We start from the raw sequence: 19,558 nt of genomic DNA on the forward strand, positions 1-19,558 counted from the left end.
ATTATAACAGTGTTGTAATTATGAGGTGAAGTAGGAATAACTAGAAACATTTTTTTATTAGTGTTATTTTTCAAGAATGATACTTTAATCAACAGCAATAAAAAATCATCTCTACTTTTTACAGGTAAATAATATAAGCAAAAAACCTTTGTTAATAAAGGTTTTTTGCTTATATTATTTTTTTAGTTAATACATATAAAATAAGGAAAAGTTTCTTTAACAAAGCAATGGGATTATTTCCAACAGTTCCTTCTATTTGAAATTTTCTCTTTATTGTTTTATTTAGGAGGGTATATTATAATTAATAATACTAGTTGGTATTTTAAGCTGTATAAGAATAATATTAAGGAGAATTTTATGTATACTAAATGGCTGAATACACTAAAAAAGGTTAAATTGTTTGAAAACATTGAAGTAGATGAATTAAATAGGATGTTAATCTGTTTAAAACCAAAGATAGAATCGTACCAAAAGAAAGAATATATAACTTTAGCAGAAAATGAGTATACAGGAATAGGGATTGTATTGCAAGGTGAAGTAATTGTTACAAAAGAAAATGCAGCAGGGGATAGAGTGATTATGGCAAAATTAAAAGAGAATAGCATATTTGGTGAGATGACTGCTTTTTCTAATAATAACAAATGGCCTGCTACAGTGAATGCTTCTACAGACTGTACAATATTATTTTTACCTTCAGATAAAATTGTAGGAAATTGTCCTAGAATGTGTATTGGACATAAAATTTTAATTAAAAATATGTTGAAACTAGTTTCACAGAAAGGGCTTGCTCTTAATAGAAAGATAGAATATTTATCTATGAAAAGTATAAGAACAAAAATAAGTGTATATTTATTAGAACAATATAATATTGTTAGGAAAAATAAATTCATGATACCTTTAAAAAGAAATGAATTAGCAGATTTTTTAAACGTATCTAGACCATCATTGTCGAGAGAAATTATAAAAATGAAAGATGAAGGCATTATTGATTTTTATAAATCTTCATTTGAAATTATCGACATTGAAGCATTAAAGTTAAATATTTAATTTTTAGTTAATAATGAGCTATAATGAATGAAAACAGTTATACAAGTAAATTTAATTACTTGAGTAACTGTTTTTTTCTTATTGATTTATTGTATATGCCATAAAATATATTTACGTAACATAGGATACGGAAAGAAAAAAATATAGATGGTACAATGAGTACAACAAACTAGCAAACAAAGATTATTTATAAATAATTTATGGGGTGAAAATATGGAAAATAAATATTTTGATATAAAAGATACATTGTTTGATATTACTGAAAAATATAAAGAAGTTATTGACCTATTAGTCTCAGTGGGCTTTGACAATATAAAAGATGAAAAGCAAAGAAAAACAATTGGTAAATCAATTACATTAGAAACAGCTTTAAAAATGAAAAAAATAAATGTAGATACTTTTACAAAACAATTAATAGATATTATAGAAGATACGCAGAACAATATAGATGAAGTATTAGAAGCAAACGAAATAATAAAAAATGCAGATGTGAAAATTGAAGGTATATTGCCATGTCCAGTAAGAGTACCATTGACAGAAGCTTTTCAGGAGTGGGTAGAAGAAAATAGAGATGAATTAGATATGACAATAGGATACGAATTGAAGGCTGCATCTATGGGTGTGGATTGGCTTAAAACATCTCTAGAAAAAACAGGGACAGTAGATGTACTGGCAGACATATTTATATCAGCTGGGTTCGATTTATTTTTTGATAAGGATTTAATTGGTAAATATAAGTCTGAAAATGTGTTTGAAGATATTACAGATATGGAGCATTATAATAAAGATTTTGAAAATGAATATATGAATTTAAAGGATCCAGATAACCAATATTCAATGATAGGAGTTGTGCCGGCAGTATTCTTAGTCAATATGGATGAATTGAATGAACTAAAAATGCCGACAAGCTGGGAAGATATATTAAGTGAAGAATTTGAAAACAAAGTGAGTTTACCAATAGGAGATTTTGATTTATTTAATGCAATATTATTAAATATCTATAATCAATATGGCGAAGATGGAGTAAAAAAATTGGGTAAAAGCTTATTGAAAAGTATGCATCCATCAGAGATGGTTAAATCCCATATTAGAAAAACAGAAAAGCCAGTTGTTACAATAATGCCTTATTTTTTCACAAAGATGACCAAAAGAGGTGGGCCAATGAAAGCTGTATGGCCAAAAGATGGTGCTATTATTAGTCCAATATTTATGTTAAGTAAAAAAGAGAAAAAAGAAAAATTAAAGCCAATTGTAGATTTTTTTGCTTCAGAAAAAGTTGGAGAAATATTGTCACACAATGGGAGATTTCCAAGTGTAAATCCTAATGTGGATAATATGATTTCAAGTGAGCATAAGTATATGTGGCTTGGATGGGATAATATTAAAAACAGTGATATTGGAAGTTTAATAAGTAAATGCGAAAAGCTATTTAATGAAGCAGTTAGTGAGGTGTAAATATGAATTTAATAACAATATCAGGTCCTCCTTCATCTGGAAAAACATCAATAATATTAAAAACAATTCATGCTTTACATCAAAGAGGGTTAACGGTAGGTGTAGTAAAATTTGATTGTTTATATACAGATGATGATGTTTTATATAAAAAAGCAGGAGTTCCTGTTAAAAAAGGATTATCAGGATCATTGTGTCCAGATCATTATTTTGTAAGTAATATTGAAGAAGTTGTGAAGTGGGGAAGAAAGCAAGATTTAGATGTATTGATTACAGAAAGTGCAGGACTTTGTAATCGTTGCTCACCATATATTAAGGATATTAAATCAATATGTGTTATTGATAATTTAAGTGGTATTAATACTCCTAAAAAAATTGGACCTATGTTAAAATCAGCAGATATTGTTGTAATTACAAAAGGAGATATTGTATCTCAAGCAGAAAGAGAAGTTTTTGCTTCAAAGGTTCATTCAGTTAACCCTAAGGCAATAACAATGCATATTAATGGATTAACAGGTCAAGGCGCATTTGAATTAAGTACACTGTTATACGATGAAAAAGAAGATATAGAATCTGTTAGAGGAAAAGAATTAAGATTTTCAATGCCATCAGCCCTTTGTTCATACTGTTTGGGAGAAAAAAGGATTGGCGAAGATTACCAAATGGGTAATGTTAGAAAAATGAAATTAGGTGATGAAGATGATTAATATAAAAGATATAGAACAACTGAAGATAAAAGATTTAGAAAAAAAATATCCTTTTTCCATTTCATTTTTTCAAAACAATAATTTGAATTTAGAAGGATATGAAGAAAGTACATTTGAACAATATCTAAATCATTTTACTGAAGAAGAAATAGAAGAATGGGCAATAGATGTTGAAAAATTGAAAGTGGATTTTGCTGCTTATATCAATGAAATGTTAGAATTTCTTGGAATAGCAGAAGATGATGATGTAGATTCCTTGACGATTGTGGCAGGAAAGGATAAAAACGGAGAAAAAGAGAATTTTGAAATGCTTACAATTAACAAAAGTGAAATTATTTCAATAGTTGGTCCAACAGGTTCAGGTAAAAGTCGTTTATTAGCTGATATTGAATGGACTGCTAATAAAGATACTCCTACAGAAAGAAGTATTTTAATTAATGGAAAGATTCCTGATAAAAAATGGCGCTTTTCATCTTCGAACAAATTAGTTGCACAATTATCTCAAAACATGAATTTTGTAATGGATTTAACTGTAAAGGAATTTATAGAGTTACATGCTGAAAGTAGAATGATTGAAAACAAACAAGAAATAATTAAGAGAATCATTGATGCAGCTAATCATTTAGCTGGTGAAAAATTTGATTTGGATACGTCTATTACTAATCTTAGTGGTGGTCAGTCTAGAGCTTTAATGATAGCAGATACAGCAATATTAAGCATGTCACCAATTGTTCTAATAGATGAAATAGAGAATGCAGGAATAGATAGAAAAAAAGCTTTAAATCTTCTTGTTAATGAAGAAAAAATAGTTTTAATCGCTACGCATGATCCGATATTAGCCTTAATGGCGGATAAACGAATTGTTATTAAAAATGGTGGTATCAATAAAGTTATAGAAACCAACAACGAAGAAAAAGAAATGCTAGTTGAATTAGAAAAAATGGATACGATTATAGGAACATTAAGAGCCAATTTAAGAAAAGGTGAAATATTAAAAAAAATAATATAAAGTAGGTAGTTGCAAAATACAAATTCAAAAAATGTGGATAACTTTTGTTGTTTTAGCTCATAAGTTTTTGGCGAGGGGAATCATCTCTACACGTAATTATATAGTTTTTTCAAAATGTGTATAATCTTTAATGGTTCTGACAACAGCACTTTAAAAAAATAAGAAACTCCCTACTCACTACGTTCCTAGCAGTAAGCGATTCACTCAAAATCGTAGATTTTGGTTCTCTACTTTGAAGCGATGTAAACGAACTCTTGAAGTCACGCTTTCAAAGAAACATTAGATGTTTCCTCTAGTGATTATATTGGGAATTTATGCAACAGATATATGCTGGGGAAAACTGAGTTGTTTTAGTACATTTAAATGTAGTATTTATGAATAGTTTAGCATTTTGCAATTAACTAAAAATAATATAAAAAAAGGAGGATGGAAAATGCACGAAGGATGTTCAGGAAGTTTTAAAACAGGAAAAGAAGTAGTTGATAAAGTGAGAATGATGGGGTTTTCAACTCAATATATGCCTATGCCACTATCTATTGAATGTGTAGAGTGTAAGAAAACATTTGAAATGCATACTTATGAAGATAAGTGTCCGCATTGTGAGATGGTTTATGGTGTTACACCTTGCCATGCTTTTGATCCAGACAATATTAAGGCAGCTGGAATAGACTATTAAATTTCATTTGGTAACATAGGATACCGAAATAGTATTTAAATTATTATATAGTAGATTCATAAAGATAAGAATTAAAGTTTAATTCAATATAGGAGGTTTTTTAATGAGTATGTTTTGTTATCAATGTCAAGAGGCAGCAAAAGGAACAGGCTGTACAATTAAAGGTGTTTGTGGTAAAACAGATGAGGTTGCAAATTTACAAGATTTGATGATTTACACGTTAAAGGGTATAGCAGTAATAGCGCAAGAAGGTGCAAAAACAGGGGTTAAATTTCCATCATCAGATTATTTTATAATGAATGGTTTATTTATGACTATTACAAATGCTAACTTTGATGATGCTGTGTTCATTGAAAAAATTAAAGAAGGATTAGCATTAAGAGAAGAAATGAAAAAAGAACTAAAAAATAAAGGTGTAGTACTTAATGATTTACATGATGTTGCTATGTGGACAGCTGATTCTGATTCTGCTATAAAAGCAAAAGCAGATTCAGTTCAAGTTGGTGTTTTAGCTACAAAAAATGAGGATGTTCGTTCTCTAAGAGAATTAATAACATATGGACTTAAAGGTATGGCAGCTTATGCAGAACATGCTTATAATCTTGGAAAAGAAAATGAAGAAATTTATGCATTTATTTCAAAAGCTTTAGCAGCTACATTGGATGATACATTAAGTGCAGATGATTTGGTTGCCCTTACTTTAGAAACTGGTAAATATGGTGTAGATGTAATGGCTATGCTAGATGCCGCCAACACAGGTGCTTATGGAAATCCAGAAATAACTGAAGTAAATATAGGAGTTAGAAATAACCCAGCTATTTTAATATCAGGTCATGACTTAAAAGATTTAGAGCAATTGTTAGAACAAACAGAAGGTACGGGAGTAGATGTTTATACACATAGTGAAATGTTACCAGCTCACTACTATCCAGCATTTAAAAAGTACGATCATTTCGTAGGAAATTATGGAAATGCATGGTGGAAACAAAAAGAAGAATTTGAAACATTCAACGGACCAATTCTTTTTACAACTAATTGTATTGTTCCTCCAAAAGGTGAAGTAGTTAATAGAATATTTACAACAGGTTCATCAGGATTCCCAGGATGTAAGCATATAGAAGCTGTAGATGGAAAGAAAGATTTTAGTGAAATAATTGAACTGGCAAAAACTTTACCATGTCCTACTGAAATAGAAACAGGCAAAATTGTCGGTGGATTTGCTCATGCACAGGTATTTGCGTTAGCTGATAAAGTGGTAGAAGCAGTTAAGACAGGAGCTATCAAGAAATTCTTTGTAATGGCAGGTTGTGACGGAAGAATGAAATCTCGAGAGTATTATACTGAATTTGCTGAAAAACTTCCTAAAGATACTGTTATATTAACAGCTGGTTGTGCAAAATATAAATATAATAAGTTGAATTTAGGTGATATTGGTGGTATTCCAAGAGTACTAGATGCTGGTCAGTGCAATGATTCATATTCACTAGCGGTAATTGCACTTAAATTAAAAGAAATATTTGAACTTGAAGATATAAATGAATTACCAATTGCATATAATATTGCATGGTATGAGCAAAAAGCAGTAATCGTATTGTTAGCACTGTTACATCTAGGTGTTAAGAATATTCATTTAGGACCAACATTACCAGCATTTTTATCTCCTAATGTAACAAAAGTATTGGTTGAAACATTTGGAATAGGTGGTATTGGAACTGTTGAAGATGATTTAAAAATGTTTTTAGGATAATTAGTTTTCAATCTAATTAAATTAAAATTAAATCATTAGAAATTATTTAATAAAAGGAACTGAGTATAAGCTTAGTTCCTTTTGGGTAGAGATAAAATAAGAATGGAGGAATTAATATGTTAGAGAAAATTTACAAATATTCAACTGGAAATGAAAAAGCGATAGAAAAAATTATTAATGATGAGAATCTTCATTTAAATCATATGGTATTCAATAAAGAAGAAGGATTGCCAGAGCATTTTTCAAATTCTAACGTGTACATGATAGTAATAAGAGGAACATTATCAATCCAACTAGACGAGCAAGATGTACATGAATATGTTAAAGGAGATATGCTAAATATTCCTTATAACACTAAGATGAATGTTGGAAACAAGCATGATGAGACATTGGAGATTTTTGTTATTAAGGCACCAAACCCTAAAGATTATGTGCAAAAATAATTAAACAAGATTGTCAAGTGAGTATAATTTATTTGTGTGTGAATAGTAGATTTTATCTGCTATTTTTTTTATATTACAGAAAACATTAATGATTATAGAAAAATTGTAAAAAGTATGGTAATCTAAGAACAGATGAACTTGTAAAATTAAAAACTACTTACTTGAAAAGAGGAGATTATGGACGATATCAAGATATTTTCGAAAAAAATCACCAATGTTTCATCAACAATGTTGATGACAATTTATTGTCATGCATTAGAAAGTAGGACAGAACAACCGATATTGAAAGACCCGAAAGCAGAGGAGATTGTAGCAGCCATCAATGATGAGTTGAAAAAATCACCAAGTAAATTGGCTAGGAAGTTAAGTTCTAACAAAGTCCGAAAAGACCTGAGGGTTCATATTGCAATTCGAGCCAAGCAGTATGATATGTATGCAAAGGAGTTTTTAGCTAAATATTCAGATGGTGTGATTGTTAATCTTGGTTGCGGATTTGATACGAGATTCCATCGAATTGATAATGGAAAAGTCGTATTTTATGATTTGGATCTTCCTGAAATTATTGAACTAAAGAAATCTATACTTCCTGAAGAGGACCGTTACAAGTATCTAGGGTGTTCAGTATTGGATCATTGCTGGATAGAAATAGTGAAATCTCATAATAAACCAGTCATGTTCATTGCAGAAGGGTTGTTTATGTATTTACCTCAATCTGAAGTAGAGGCTCTTATTAAGAAACTTAGTGAAGATTTTAAGGAGTCACTATTGCTTTGTGAAATTGTGAACAAGAAATATACTGTTGGTTTCAATAAAAAAATAGTTGAATTCAAGATGAATAAAGAATTAAAATTCGGAGATAAAGTTACTTATGATTTTGGTCTCAATGATAGTTATGAATTGGAGAAACTTTCACCAACAATAAAACTTATTGATGAATGGGCATATCTAGATGCTGATGAGGAGAAACTTGGCTGGATGAAGATGTTTAAAAATATGAAAGTTTTTCGAACAACTCAATGGACAGCAAGGTACAAACTGTAAATAAATTGGGTAGAGATTGCTCCATTTATTCCATTGTTTAGTTAATAATATTCATGTTTTTTTACTAATAACATGGATGGGCAATCTTTAAGGTTGACCGTTTTTTTTGAACTTCTATATGTTCAAATATAGTAATTTAGTAGTATCGAAGTTTAGCAATTAAACGATCTTCACATCAAATAAGGGAACGGGCTTGCTGGGCCTCTCGTTGTTCTAAAAATCAATAATTCGGGATAAATTGAAAGATTTAAATTAATATGATAACATAAGTTTATAAAAGAATTATATTAAAATAACAATGCTTATTGACACTATATATTTACACATAAGGAGAATTTGATGAATCGAATTGACAAAGTATACTCTGCTCTTGAAAATCTGGATAAGGGTGAAGGGGTTATTACCACAGATATTGCTGATTACTTAGGTGTTTCTAGAACCAACGTTAGTAATTCATTAAATACATTACATAAAAAAGGAATGATTTTTAAAACTGGTACTAAACCAATTTATTATCATATTTCTGAAAAAGGTTCATCAAACTTGATTAGTGACAATGATGAACCTAGCTTTGTATACCCAAAAAAGAAAAAAAGTACATTAGATGAATTTGTAAAACTAAATCCAAGTTTATCAACTGCTTGCCAACAAGCGAAAGCCATTGTTCTATATCCTCCAAATGGAATGAATGTACTTATATTAGGAGAAACAGGTGTTGGTAAATCAATGTTTGCAAATTATATTTATAACTATAGAAAAGAAATAAAGAAACAAAATGATATGTCCTTTGTTGTTTTTAATTGTGCTGATTATGCTAGCAATCCACAGTTGCTTTTGGGTCAATTATTCGGTGTGAAAAAAGGTGCTTTTACAGGGGCTAATGAGAGCAAAGCTGGCTTAATAGAAGTAGCTGATGGAGGCATATTGTTTTTAGATGAAGTACATAGACTTCCTCCTGAAGGACAAGAAATGTTTTTTACTTTTATGGATAATGGAACATATAGAAGATTAGGAGAAACTGACATTGTAAGAACTTCAAAAGTACTCATAATTTCTGCAACTACAGAAAATCCTGAGTCATCTTTACTTAAAACCTTTAAACGAAGAATACCAATGATTATTACCCTTCCAAATTTAGAGGAGCGTACTATAGAAGAAAGAATAAATCTAATTTCTTTATTTATATACAATGAAGCAAAGAAATTGGATAAAACTATACGCGTTTCTGTAAACGCTTTAAGGGCATTATCATGTTATAAATGTACTAATAATATTGGTCAATTAAAATCTGATATACAAATCATATGTGCTTCAGCCTATGCAGATTATATGACAATGAGAAAATCTGAGATAATTATTGATAGTTTCAAATTGCCAAAGCGAATCCAAGATGGGTTAATGAAAAATCAAGGGCATCGTGAGGTTTGGACTAAATTTAACTCTCCTAACAATAGATATATTGACTTTAATTCAACAGCACAAAACACATTAATAGAAAAGGACTTTTCTGTTAGTATCTATCAAACTATAAATGAAATAACAGATAGACTAAAAAATACTGGAGTTAGTCAAGATGAATTAGCTAATGAAATAGATAAAGAAATTAATAACTATTTTCATGGATATCTTAACAAAATTAATAGTAATATGATGGATAAAGATCTAATTAATATGGTGGGAGATGAAATTTATAATATTTCTAAAGAAATGATACAATTTGCGGAGGAAAAACTTAATAAGAAATTTTCTCAGGATATAATTTATAGCATAATACTTCATGTTAACAATACTATAACAGGATTAAAAACTGGTGTAAATATTATAAATGATAATATTAATCAAATAAGACTCCAACATAGAGCTGAATTTAATGTTGCATTATCATGCGTGCAATTTTTGGAAGAAAATCTAAAATTGATCATACCCATTGATGAATCTGCATATTTAACTTTATTTTTTGCCTATAATGAGCATTCTCTTAAAGATCAGAATGTTAAAATATTTGTTCTTGCTCATGGTAATAATACTGCAACTTCTATTGCTGATGTTGCTAATTCGTTGCTAAATACAAGTATTGTTACTGGAATAGATGCTCCCCTAGATAAAAGTCCTGAGTATGTTTTCAGTTCACTATTAAATTATATTAATGAAAAATCGATTAGTTCAGAAATACTATTACTAGTTGATATGGGTTCATTAATGATGATTAGTCAACAACTTGAAGAAAGCATTAGTATTAAAATAAAGACAATTCCTCTAGTTTCAACTTTACATGTGTTAGAGGCTGCAAGTAAATCAATACTTGGATATAATCTAGATGATATTTATCAATCTGTAGAGAAAATTTATGATTATAAAATATCTGCGCCCCAACCCCAAATTGAAAATACAAAAATGGCTATTTTATTAATTTCTGTTACTGGAGAGTATGGTAATAAAACCATAACTGAGTATTTGCAAGAAATGTTATTTTTCGACAAAAAATATTTAGAGATAATATCTGTTACCATTAATAATAGAAGCTTTAATCGTTACTTATTAAAGGAGTACCAAGATAAATATCAGGTTTTAGCTATAGTAACTGGTGGATCTATACAAGTTGATGAAATACCACAAATTTCTTTAGAGGCTATATTTAATGGAGAAGGTATTTCTATTTTACAGGAAGTAATAAATAAAGAATTCACATATTTTAACATTTACAAAACCCTTAAGAATAAGTTTGATAATCTTAACGGCAAAGAACTTATTGTGGATATTAAAAATTTCATAAATAATATAGAAAAAGAAATGTTTATTAGTATAGAAAGTAATGCTTTAATAGGTATAACCTTACACATTGTTAGTGTTATTTCAAGAATAAAAGACGGAACTCCTTCTCCTATATTCGATTTACCTGTTAAAAATAATAGAAAACATTTAGAATTCTTTTCTTTTGTAAAAGAATATTTAAAGCCAATTCAGAAGCTAGAAAATGTTATCTTTAATGATGATGATGTTCATTTTATTGTAAATAATATATTGAATTCTTCTTATTGAAAATTATCGTAGAAAGGGCTGCCTAAAAAGAAAACATGACAGCTTTTTTTATACTTATGTAAAAAACATTATATTAAATAATATAAAAATGAAAACCATATAGCTAGAATTTAGTTATATGGTTTTATAATTTTTTATTATTAATTTCAGAAAAATAATTAGTTAAAATTAACAATTATTTTCTATTAATTATTACTTAAATCATTACCATTTGTTTCAATTACTTTTTTATACCAATAGAATGATTTTTTTCTTTTTCTTTCAAGTGTTCCATTTCCATCGTTATCTTTATCTACATAGATAAATCCATAACGTTTTTTCATTTCGCCAGTAGAGGCTGACACAATATCAATAGGTCCCCACATTGTATATCCTATTAGATTAACACCATCATTAATTGCTTCCTTCATTTGCTCAATATGACGTTTAAGATAGTCGATACGGTAATCATCCATAATCTCACCTGAACCATTTACTAGATCTACAGCACCTAATCCATTTTCGGTAATTATTATTGGCTTTTGATATCTATCATAATAGTCATTTAATGCAATGCGTAAACCTTTTGGATCAATTTGCCATCCCCAATCACTTGCTTTTAAGTGTGGATTTTTAACTCCAAATACTACATTACCCAGTGTTGTAGGAAGTTCTGTATTTGTACTTGCTGCAGAAGACATATAATAACTGAATGTAAGGTAATCTGCAGTATACTCTTTAAGCAATTCTAAATCTCCATCCATAATTTCTAAATTAATATTATGCTCTCTAAAGAATCGTTTTGAGAAAGCTGGATATTCCCCTCTTAATTGTACATCGCTAAAGAAATATACTTGTTCTCTTTCTCGTTGTTTAGCTAACAGTACATCATCTGGATTGCAAGTATAGGGATAAACTGGATTTGAATAGACCATCATTCCAATTTTCATATTTGGATTAATTTCTCTTCCTGCTTTTACAGCTAGTGAACTAGCAACAAATCGATGATGAGCTGCCTGATATGTTCTTTGATATCTATTTTCACCTTCTTTAAAAACAAGTCCAGCAGCCATACTGGGGATAAATGTTATGTCATTTATTTGATTAAAGGTAATCCAATATTTAACCTTATCTTTATATCGTTCAAGTACAGTTTTAGCATAGCGTTCAAAGAGTTCAATTACTTTACGGTTATCCCAACCACCATATTCTTCAGTTATATGTGCAGGGGTTTCATAATGACTAAGTGTTACAATTGGCTCTATACCATATTTTAATAATTCGTCGAAATAGTCATCGTAATGCTTAAGTCCTGCTTCATTGGGTTCTAATTCATCTCCTTTAGGAAATATTCTAGCCCAATGAATTGAAGTGCGTAGTGTTTTAAATCCCATCTCAGCAAATAAAGATAGATCTTCCTTGTATCGATTATAATGGTCTATTGCTTCGTGTGATGGGTAATACTTATTTGGGTCTAATTCTAATTTTTCCACAACGTTACGTTTTAGGGTGGTTAAGTCCATTGGCATATAATCAGGGATACTCATTCCTTTACCATCTTGTTTATATGCACCTTCTAATTGATGAGCAGAAACTGCGCCACCCCATAAAAATCCATCTGGAAAACTTTGTTCATATTTTTTCATATTGTAGCCTCCTATAAATAAAGTGCTAATAGTAGTATTAGCACTAAAAAATTCCTAATCTAAAAATTCACCGTTAGATGCTATTACTCGTTTGTACCATTCAAAACTATCCTTTTTAATACGTTTTCCAGTACCTTTTCCTAGGTCATCAAGGTCGACATAAATGAATCCATATCTTTTAGACATTTCAGCTGATGAACAACTTATGATGTCAATTGGTCCCCAAGGGCAATATCCAATCAGTTCTACGCCATCTTTGATAGCTTCTTTCATTTGTTCAACGTGTTGTTTTAAATAGTCAATACGGTAATCATCATGGATAGAACCATCACTTTCAACTGTGTCTAAAGCCCCAATACCATTTTCTGCAATGATAATTGGTTTACCATAACGATCGTAATATTTATTTAAATTTGTTCTTAATCCTACAGGGTCAATTTCCCATCCCCAGATAGATTCTTTTAAGTATGGGTTTTTTGATAGATCACCTAAATCAGTTGAATTTTCTGCTGAGTTAATTTTTGTATAGTAGTAACTTATTGACATGAAATCTGCTGTGTTTTCACTAAGGACTTCTTCATCACCTGATTCCATGTGAATTGTAATATTTCTTTCATTGAAGAAGCGGTTACAATATTTTGGATATTTTCCCCTCAATAAAACATCTCCAAAGAAATATTGCATTTGATTTTTTTTCACAGTAGCTAAAACATCTTCAGGTTTACAAGTAGCTGGATAAGCAGTACAATCTGCAAACATCATACCGATCTTAAATTCAGAGTTTATTTCATGTGCAATTTTTGTAGCTTTGGCACATGCAACGAATTCATGATGAAGTCCTTGAAATTTTGCTTGTTCTAAATTTTTAACTGTATCACTTGGAATTCCTAATGCATTAAATGATTCAAAGAAAATCAAGTTAATTTGGTTAACTAAAATCCAATATTTCACTTTATCTTTGTAACGTTTGAAACAAACTTCACAATACCGAGTAAAAAATTCAATCAATTTACGATTACTCCATCCACCATATTTTAATGATAGATTTATAGGCATTTCATAGTGAGATAATGTGATTAATGGTTCCATACCATTTTTTCTTATTTCATCAAATAAGTCATCATAGAATTTTAATCCTTCTTCATTTGGTTCTAAATCATCACCATTTGGGAAAATTCTTGACCAGTTAATTGAAGTTCTAAAACAGTTCATTCCTGTTTTTGCTAGCAATTTTAAATCTTCTTTATACGTATGATAAAAGTTAATACCATATCTTTTAGGAAAATATGATTCTTTATCTTTTAATGCAAACTCAATGTCTTTTAAGGAAAAATCTCCACTGTGTAGCGTTTTACGATCTATTTTGGGGTTGTATCGATGAATATCAGCAGCACAAACTCCTTTTCCACCTACATCCCATGCACCCTCTGCTTGATTAGCTGCAATAGCACCTCCCCATAAAAAATTCTTGGGAAATGTTTGTTGACATTTTTTCATAAAATCACATCCTATAATTTTTATTTGCTTTCCTTTAAAGAACGGAACAGTCTTACTAAATTAGATGTTATATTCCATTCACTTGATATAGTCATTAAAGTGTCTTGTGCATGATTAAATAGTAATGAATTTTCGTGTTTTACTCCATTAGCTTCTTCCTGAATTAAATTTGTTTGTGCTTTATGAGCAATTGTGATTTCCTTCTTAGCTTCAGTTAATTTAATATCTGCACCTTCAAAATCATTAGCTTCAATACACTTAATAACCTCTGATAAGCCAAGGCGTGCATCTCCTGCATGTAAAATGATTTCCATAGCAACTTGTGTCATTTTTGTTTCATTTGTATTATTTTCCATATTAGCCACCTCTATAAATTTAGTCTAATTCTAGTTCTAAATCATCATATTCTTGAGTTTCTTCATTTTCTTTCTTAATCTCTTGAGCTTCATACACCTTAAAGAATGGATACCAGATTAAGAACATTATAAGAACTAAAAATGCTAGTAAAATAACGCCTTTAATACCTGCTACAATGTATGTTGGTATAGGAAAAGGCAAATACCAAAGTTGAAAAACTTGTGAAGGTATTGGTACTAATCCCATATTAAGGACAATATATGTAATTGTCGGGATAATAAGGCCGTTTAACCAGAAGGGAATCATTAGTATTGGATTCCAAGCAATCGGTGCTCCATATACTACTGGCTCATTTATATTAAATATTGATGGTATTAATACTGCTTTTCCTATTGCTTTTAATCTTTTTGATTTAGATAATACCATTAAAATTACAAGAATTAATGTACTTCCTATTCCACCAACAGCAATCCATCCTGTATAGATTACCTCGTAAGTATTTATAAATACTGGTGCTTTTCCTTGAGCAACTAAAGCAGCATTATCAGCTATGCCTTGTAACCAAATTGGAAATACAATAGGGACTAGTGTCCATCCACTTATACCAAAAGAGTATATAAAAACTGTTATAAAGTAGAATAAAACAAATCCGGGTAAAGTATTTCCTATTTTTGCTAATGGCATAAATATATTAATAATCATTGTAAACAAATCTATGTGTAATGCATAATTAAACAACCATCCAGTAAGTAAAACAATGGTTATAGGTATCATTGAATCAAACCAAGCTTTTACAAAGTCTGGTATAGTTGAATCTTTCTTAAATAGGGACAAATTAGCAAAAATATTCATTATAATTCCTGTAAATATTCCTACCACAATAGCAACAAACATACCTGCTGATCCAAAACGTTCAAAGACAAAGGTTATGCCTCCATCTTCTGTAAAGGTTGGATTTAATAACATCAAAAACAATGCTATTGAAGCTATTCCCGAAGTTATTTTCATCTTAGCTTTATCTTTCTTACCCATAACGTTGTATGGAATTAAAAAGGCAACAAATAAGCTTAATAGCCCAAATGAAAAACTATTAATTGGACTCAAATTAGGAAAGTTTGGAATGATATTGCTTAATAGGGATATCATTGTGATTAATGAACCCACAAATATCATAGGCAATACTGACATCATAGTATCTTGAATTGATGAAATCCAAACATTCTTAGTGATTTTTGTTAAAACTGGAGCAAATTTCGAATTCATAAAATCAATTAATTTTTTCATTGTTTACATACCTCCTCAGTCCTAGGTTTTAATTAATTATTTAATGTACCTTTTATTGTTTTTTGAGCTATAGCTAGTCCACGTTTGCCATCTAAACTTCCATAAGTTGTGTTATCAATCACAGCTACTGGAACATTGTATTTACTACATTTTTCTTTTAGTGTTGTCTCCATAAATTTCAAGTGTGGTCCAACTAGTAATACATCAATTTTATCGATATAATCATCTAGCATAGTGTCACTTCTTGCTTCTATTTCAGCATCTATACCATATTTTTTAGCTGCCTTTCTCATGTTAGCAGCCATAAATCCACTAGAAGCTCCTGAACCACAAATTAATAAAATTCTCATTTTTGCCATAATAAATCACCTCCCTAAGTGTCGTAATTTTTTAGCTTAAATTACTTTGACGTTAATATATTAAGCAAATCTCGTACCAAAATGTGTTTAGTCTTTATAAATGATGCATAAGAGCTAATAAATTTAATAATTATAAAATCTAAACACTTTATTGAACACATTTAAAAGATGTGTTCAATAAAGTGTTTAATAAATTCAGATGGGGGTTGACTTAGATTCTAGGCGCACTAATGCACATAACGTTCTATCGTAGAAGAAGACCCTATGGAGCAATGAGTATAACAAAGTTGAATACTGGATTTGAAAGATTTGATTTTCAAAGCATGAACCTATTGAATTTTATGATTGGATGAAGATATGGAGTCAGTCTATTATAACGTTTAATAATTTTGTTAAGTTTGAAGGCTCATATTTGAAGATTTTATTAACAGTCAAATCTCCATGCCTAAATCTGCCTAATTTAGCGGGTGTGTTGTTTAATTTGTAGTGACCAAGATAGTTTAGATGTTTTTCTTTATTATCGACAAATTTTTTAAAAATAATATAAAAATATAAAAGAAAAAGAAGGAATATAAAAAATAATGTAGAAATACATAATTAAATACTTAGTTAACTTAATTAAGAAAGTGAAAGAGGGAATTGAATGAAGAAAATTAATAAAGGTGCCAATCAAATATCATTAAAACATCTAAATCAAACTTTGATTATAGATAAAATAAAAAATTCTAAAGCTATATCTCGAGCTGAACTTTCAAAGAATATAGGCTTAAGTGCTCCTAGTATTTCCAAAAATATTGAGGAACTTTTAGATAAAGGTATTATTTTAGAAACAGGTATAGGAGAATCAAAGGGTGGTAGACGACCTATAGTGCTAGCTTATAATTATGATTATGGCCATATAATAGGTATTGCACTAAAAGAAGATAGTATTACTGTTATTATTTCAAATTTATCTGGAGAAGTAATAAATGAATATAATTTGGAAGGAAATCTTACTAAAACAGAGGAACAAGATATTTTAATTATGATAAATGAAAGTATATCAAAGATAATGGAGGAATCAAAGATACAATTAGATTCATTAAAATGTATAGTTTTGTCTTTACCAGGCATTATTGATGATAATTCAGTCAAAGTATCGAATATTTTTCCTTGCTTACAAGGAAAAGTTATTGTTGATTCAATAATGAAAAGATTTAATACAAAGGTCATAATTAAGAATGATATTAATACAAGAGCTATAGGTGAGTACTGGAAATTACCAGAAAATGATTTGAAAAATTTTATCTATATTAGTCCTGAAAAAACAGGAGTAGGAGCAGGAGTTATTTTAAATGGTAAGTTGTTTGAGGGTAGTAGTTTTGGTGCAGGTGAAGTAGGATATATGCTCTTAAACACAGAATTTTTAGCTAACGATTTTAGTAAAAACGATATTAAATATTTGGAAAAAATAATATCTAAAGAAAATGTTTTCAAATATGCATATGATTTAGCTATAAAAAATGGAGGCTACATTAGAGAAAGGGTTAAAGATGATCAAAATAATATCAATTTAAAGATATTAGTTGAAGCAATAAAGCAAGAGGATGAAGTTGGACTTAAAGTAATGGAGTTTTTATCAAGATATTTTGCTATAACGGTACATAATATAGCGACTATACTTAATCCTGATGTAATAGTTTTAGGAGGTATGATAAAACAGATTGGAAATCCAATTTACGATTCCATTAAGAAATATCTAGAGAAAATATCCATAATTCCTATAGATATAAGACTGGCAAATTTTAATGACATATCTCAACTTTACGGATGTATATACTTTGGGATTAAATATATTGATGAAAATATATTAAATTTATAAATATAAATTTAATAACTTGTGAAAGGAGGATAAGTTAGTTCGCAAAAGAAAAGCTATCAAAAAAAGGAGGAAAAAATATGTTACAAGGTATGTTAATTTTATTAGTTTTTGTATTAAGTGCAATAGGAATGATGAGTAAAAAGTTACCTGCATTAATAGCACTTCCTCTAATGGCTGTATTAATAGCTATTATTTCAAAGATACCATTCAATGAAATTTTGACTACTATTATAGGTGGAGGCGCAGTTAGACTTTCAAGTGCTATGGCGGCAGCTATGTTTGGAGGTATGCTATCACAGGTAATTAATAGAACTGGAATAGCAAATTCAATAATAAAGAGAGCTGCTGAATTAGCTGGAGATAACCCAATGATAGTTGCTTTTGTTATTGCAGCTGCTGTAGCTTTTGTATTTACTTCAATAGGAGGACTTGGTGCTATTATCATGGTTGGTACTATAGTATTACCAATTATGATTTCAGTAGGCATAAATGCTCTTTTGGCTGCTTCGATTATGCTTATTTCTTTTAAAATAGGTCTTTTATTTAACATGTACAACTATGCATTTTATAGTGATGTACTAGGAATTCCTATTGCGGATTTAAAAATATTTGCACTAGTATATGGAGCTATAACGGCAATAGCAACAATAGTATTTATTATCTTCAATGTTAGAAAAAGCAAAACAAGGACAGCATGGGCAATGCCTAATGCAAATATGGTAAAGCAGGATAAAAAAAATGTACCAATTTATGCATTAATTACTCCTATTATACCAATTTTATTAGTGTTTATATGGAATGTAAACGTTATAGCAGCAATAATTGTTGGTGCACTATATGGAATATTAACTACAAAACCTAAAGAAATAGTAAACATTCTTTCAAGTAGTTTTATTGAAGGAATCAAAGATGTTGCACCTGCTGTTGCATTAATGATTGGAATAGGAATGGTTTTACTAGCAGTTATGAATGAAGCAACAGCTTCTATAATGCAACCTATAATTGCAGCAGTTGTTCCTTCATCTAAAATATCATACATATTATTCTTTGCATTATTATCACCATTAGCTCTTTATAGAGGACCGTTAAACTTATGGGGACTAGGTAGTGGGATAGCAGGATTAATGCTTGCAACAGGATCATTAAGTCCAATGGTTATCACAGCCGCTTTATTAGCTTTAAGTGCAGTACAAGACGTTGCTGATCCAACAAATACTCATAATGTATGGATATGTAACTTTGTAGAAGTAGATACTTCGACAGTTCTAAAGAAAGTATTTCCATATGTCTTTGGAGTTGCAGTATTATGTTTGATTTATACAACAATGTTCATTTGGTAAATATGATTTATATAAATTATTCATATAACGGTGAATAATCAGAGTTTAAGTGTAAAATCAGATAACTACCTGAT

The 19,558-nt window shown here is 29.6% G+C and carries 16 protein-coding genes; 11 read left to right on the top strand and 5 right to left on the bottom strand.

Annotation, left to right across the window (positions count from 1 at the left end; translation table 11 throughout):
- Positions 1 to 357 precede the first annotated feature (357 nt).
- The 9 genes from AYC61_RS09855 (at position 358) to AYC61_RS09895 (ending at position 11,161) form a co-directional block, all read left to right on the top strand.
- On the top strand, positions 358 to 1,047 hold the full coding sequence (locus AYC61_RS09855; protein ID WP_066500888.1) for a Crp/Fnr family transcriptional regulator: 690 nt from the start codon (positions 358 to 360) through the stop codon (positions 1,045 to 1,047).
- Positions 1,048 to 1,260: 213 nt separating this feature from the next.
- Positions 1,261 to 2,502 (top strand): ABC transporter substrate-binding protein, encoded by a 1,242-nt coding sequence (locus tag AYC61_RS09860; RefSeq protein WP_066500891.1) that lies wholly within the window; start codon positions 1,261 to 1,263, stop codon positions 2,500 to 2,502.
- A 2-nt stretch (positions 2,503 to 2,504) separates the two neighbouring features.
- Positions 2,505 to 3,206, top strand: coding sequence for a GTP-binding protein (locus AYC61_RS09865; protein WP_066500894.1), 702 nt, complete (start codon positions 2,505 to 2,507; stop codon positions 3,204 to 3,206).
- Positions 3,199 to 4,215: an ATP-binding cassette domain-containing protein gene (locus AYC61_RS09870; protein WP_066500895.1), complete on the top strand. Its 1,017-nt coding sequence runs from the start codon at positions 3,199 to 3,201 to the stop codon at positions 4,213 to 4,215. Before AYC61_RS09865 ends, AYC61_RS09870 begins: the two co-directional genes overlap by 8 nt.
- Before the next feature lie 433 nt (positions 4,216 to 4,648).
- Positions 4,649 to 4,891, top strand: a complete 243-nt coding sequence (locus tag AYC61_RS09875) for a hypothetical protein (protein WP_066500904.1) — start codon at positions 4,649 to 4,651, stop codon at positions 4,889 to 4,891.
- Between the two features lie 103 nt (positions 4,892 to 4,994).
- Positions 4,995 to 6,638, top strand: coding sequence for a hydroxylamine reductase (gene hcp, locus AYC61_RS09880; protein ID WP_066500911.1), 1,644 nt, complete (start codon positions 4,995 to 4,997; stop codon positions 6,636 to 6,638).
- Positions 6,639 to 6,754: 116 nt separating this feature from the next.
- The gene (locus AYC61_RS09885; protein WP_066500919.1) at positions 6,755 to 7,081 is read left to right on the top strand and encodes a cupin domain-containing protein; all 327 of its coding nucleotides are present in this window, start codon (positions 6,755 to 6,757) and stop codon (positions 7,079 to 7,081) included.
- Between the two features lie 177 nt (positions 7,082 to 7,258).
- On the top strand, positions 7,259 to 8,122 hold the full coding sequence (locus AYC61_RS09890) for a class I SAM-dependent methyltransferase (RefSeq protein ID WP_066500935.1): 864 nt from the start codon (positions 7,259 to 7,261) through the stop codon (positions 8,120 to 8,122).
- Positions 8,123 to 8,461: 339 nt separating this feature from the next.
- Complete coding sequence (locus tag AYC61_RS09895) at positions 8,462 to 11,161, top strand: sigma-54-dependent transcriptional regulator (protein WP_066500942.1); 2,700 nt, start codon at positions 8,462 to 8,464, stop codon at positions 11,159 to 11,161.
- A 185-nt stretch (positions 11,162 to 11,346) separates the two neighbouring features.
- Here AYC61_RS09895 and AYC61_RS09900 read toward each other — a convergent pair whose 3' ends face one another.
- The 5 genes from AYC61_RS09900 to AYC61_RS09920 are packed head-to-tail and all read right to left on the bottom strand — an operon-like array spanning position 11,347 to position 16,283.
- Entirely contained in the window at positions 11,347 to 12,786 is a 1,440-nt protein-coding gene (locus AYC61_RS09900; protein ID WP_066500945.1) for a glycoside hydrolase family 1 protein, read from the bottom strand.
- Positions 12,787 to 12,840: 54 nt separating this feature from the next.
- A complete protein-coding gene (locus tag AYC61_RS09905; protein ID WP_066500946.1) occupies positions 12,841 to 14,283 on the bottom strand; it encodes a glycoside hydrolase family 1 protein in 1,443 nt (480 codons plus the stop codon).
- Positions 14,284 to 14,303: 20 nt separating this feature from the next.
- Positions 14,304 to 14,639 (bottom strand): PTS sugar transporter subunit IIA, encoded by a 336-nt coding sequence (locus AYC61_RS09910; protein ID WP_066500954.1) that lies wholly within the window; start codon positions 14,637 to 14,639, stop codon positions 14,304 to 14,306.
- 19 nt (positions 14,640 to 14,658) lie between these two features.
- Positions 14,659 to 15,924, bottom strand: a complete 1,266-nt coding sequence (locus AYC61_RS09915) for a PTS sugar transporter subunit IIC (RefSeq protein ID WP_066500955.1) — start codon at positions 15,922 to 15,924, stop codon at positions 14,659 to 14,661.
- Positions 15,925 to 15,956: 32 nt separating this feature from the next.
- Complete coding sequence (locus AYC61_RS09920; RefSeq protein ID WP_066500956.1) at positions 15,957 to 16,283, bottom strand: PTS sugar transporter subunit IIB; 327 nt, start codon at positions 16,281 to 16,283, stop codon at positions 15,957 to 15,959.
- A gap of 643 nt (positions 16,284 to 16,926) precedes the next feature.
- On the opposite strand from AYC61_RS09920, the gene AYC61_RS09925 reads away from it, so the two are divergent.
- Positions 16,927 to 18,144, top strand: a complete 1,218-nt coding sequence (locus AYC61_RS09925) for an ROK family protein (protein WP_066500957.1) — start codon at positions 16,927 to 16,929, stop codon at positions 18,142 to 18,144.
- Between the two features lie 77 nt (positions 18,145 to 18,221).
- Positions 18,222 to 19,484, top strand: a complete 1,263-nt coding sequence (locus AYC61_RS09930) for a transporter permease (protein WP_066500959.1) — start codon at positions 18,222 to 18,224, stop codon at positions 19,482 to 19,484.
- The last annotated feature ends 74 nt before the right edge of the window (positions 19,485 to 19,558 follow it).

This window comes from Abyssisolibacter fermentans (genome assembly GCF_001559865.1).
Lineage (GTDB): Bacteria > Bacillota > Clostridia > Tissierellales > MCWD3 > Abyssisolibacter > Abyssisolibacter fermentans.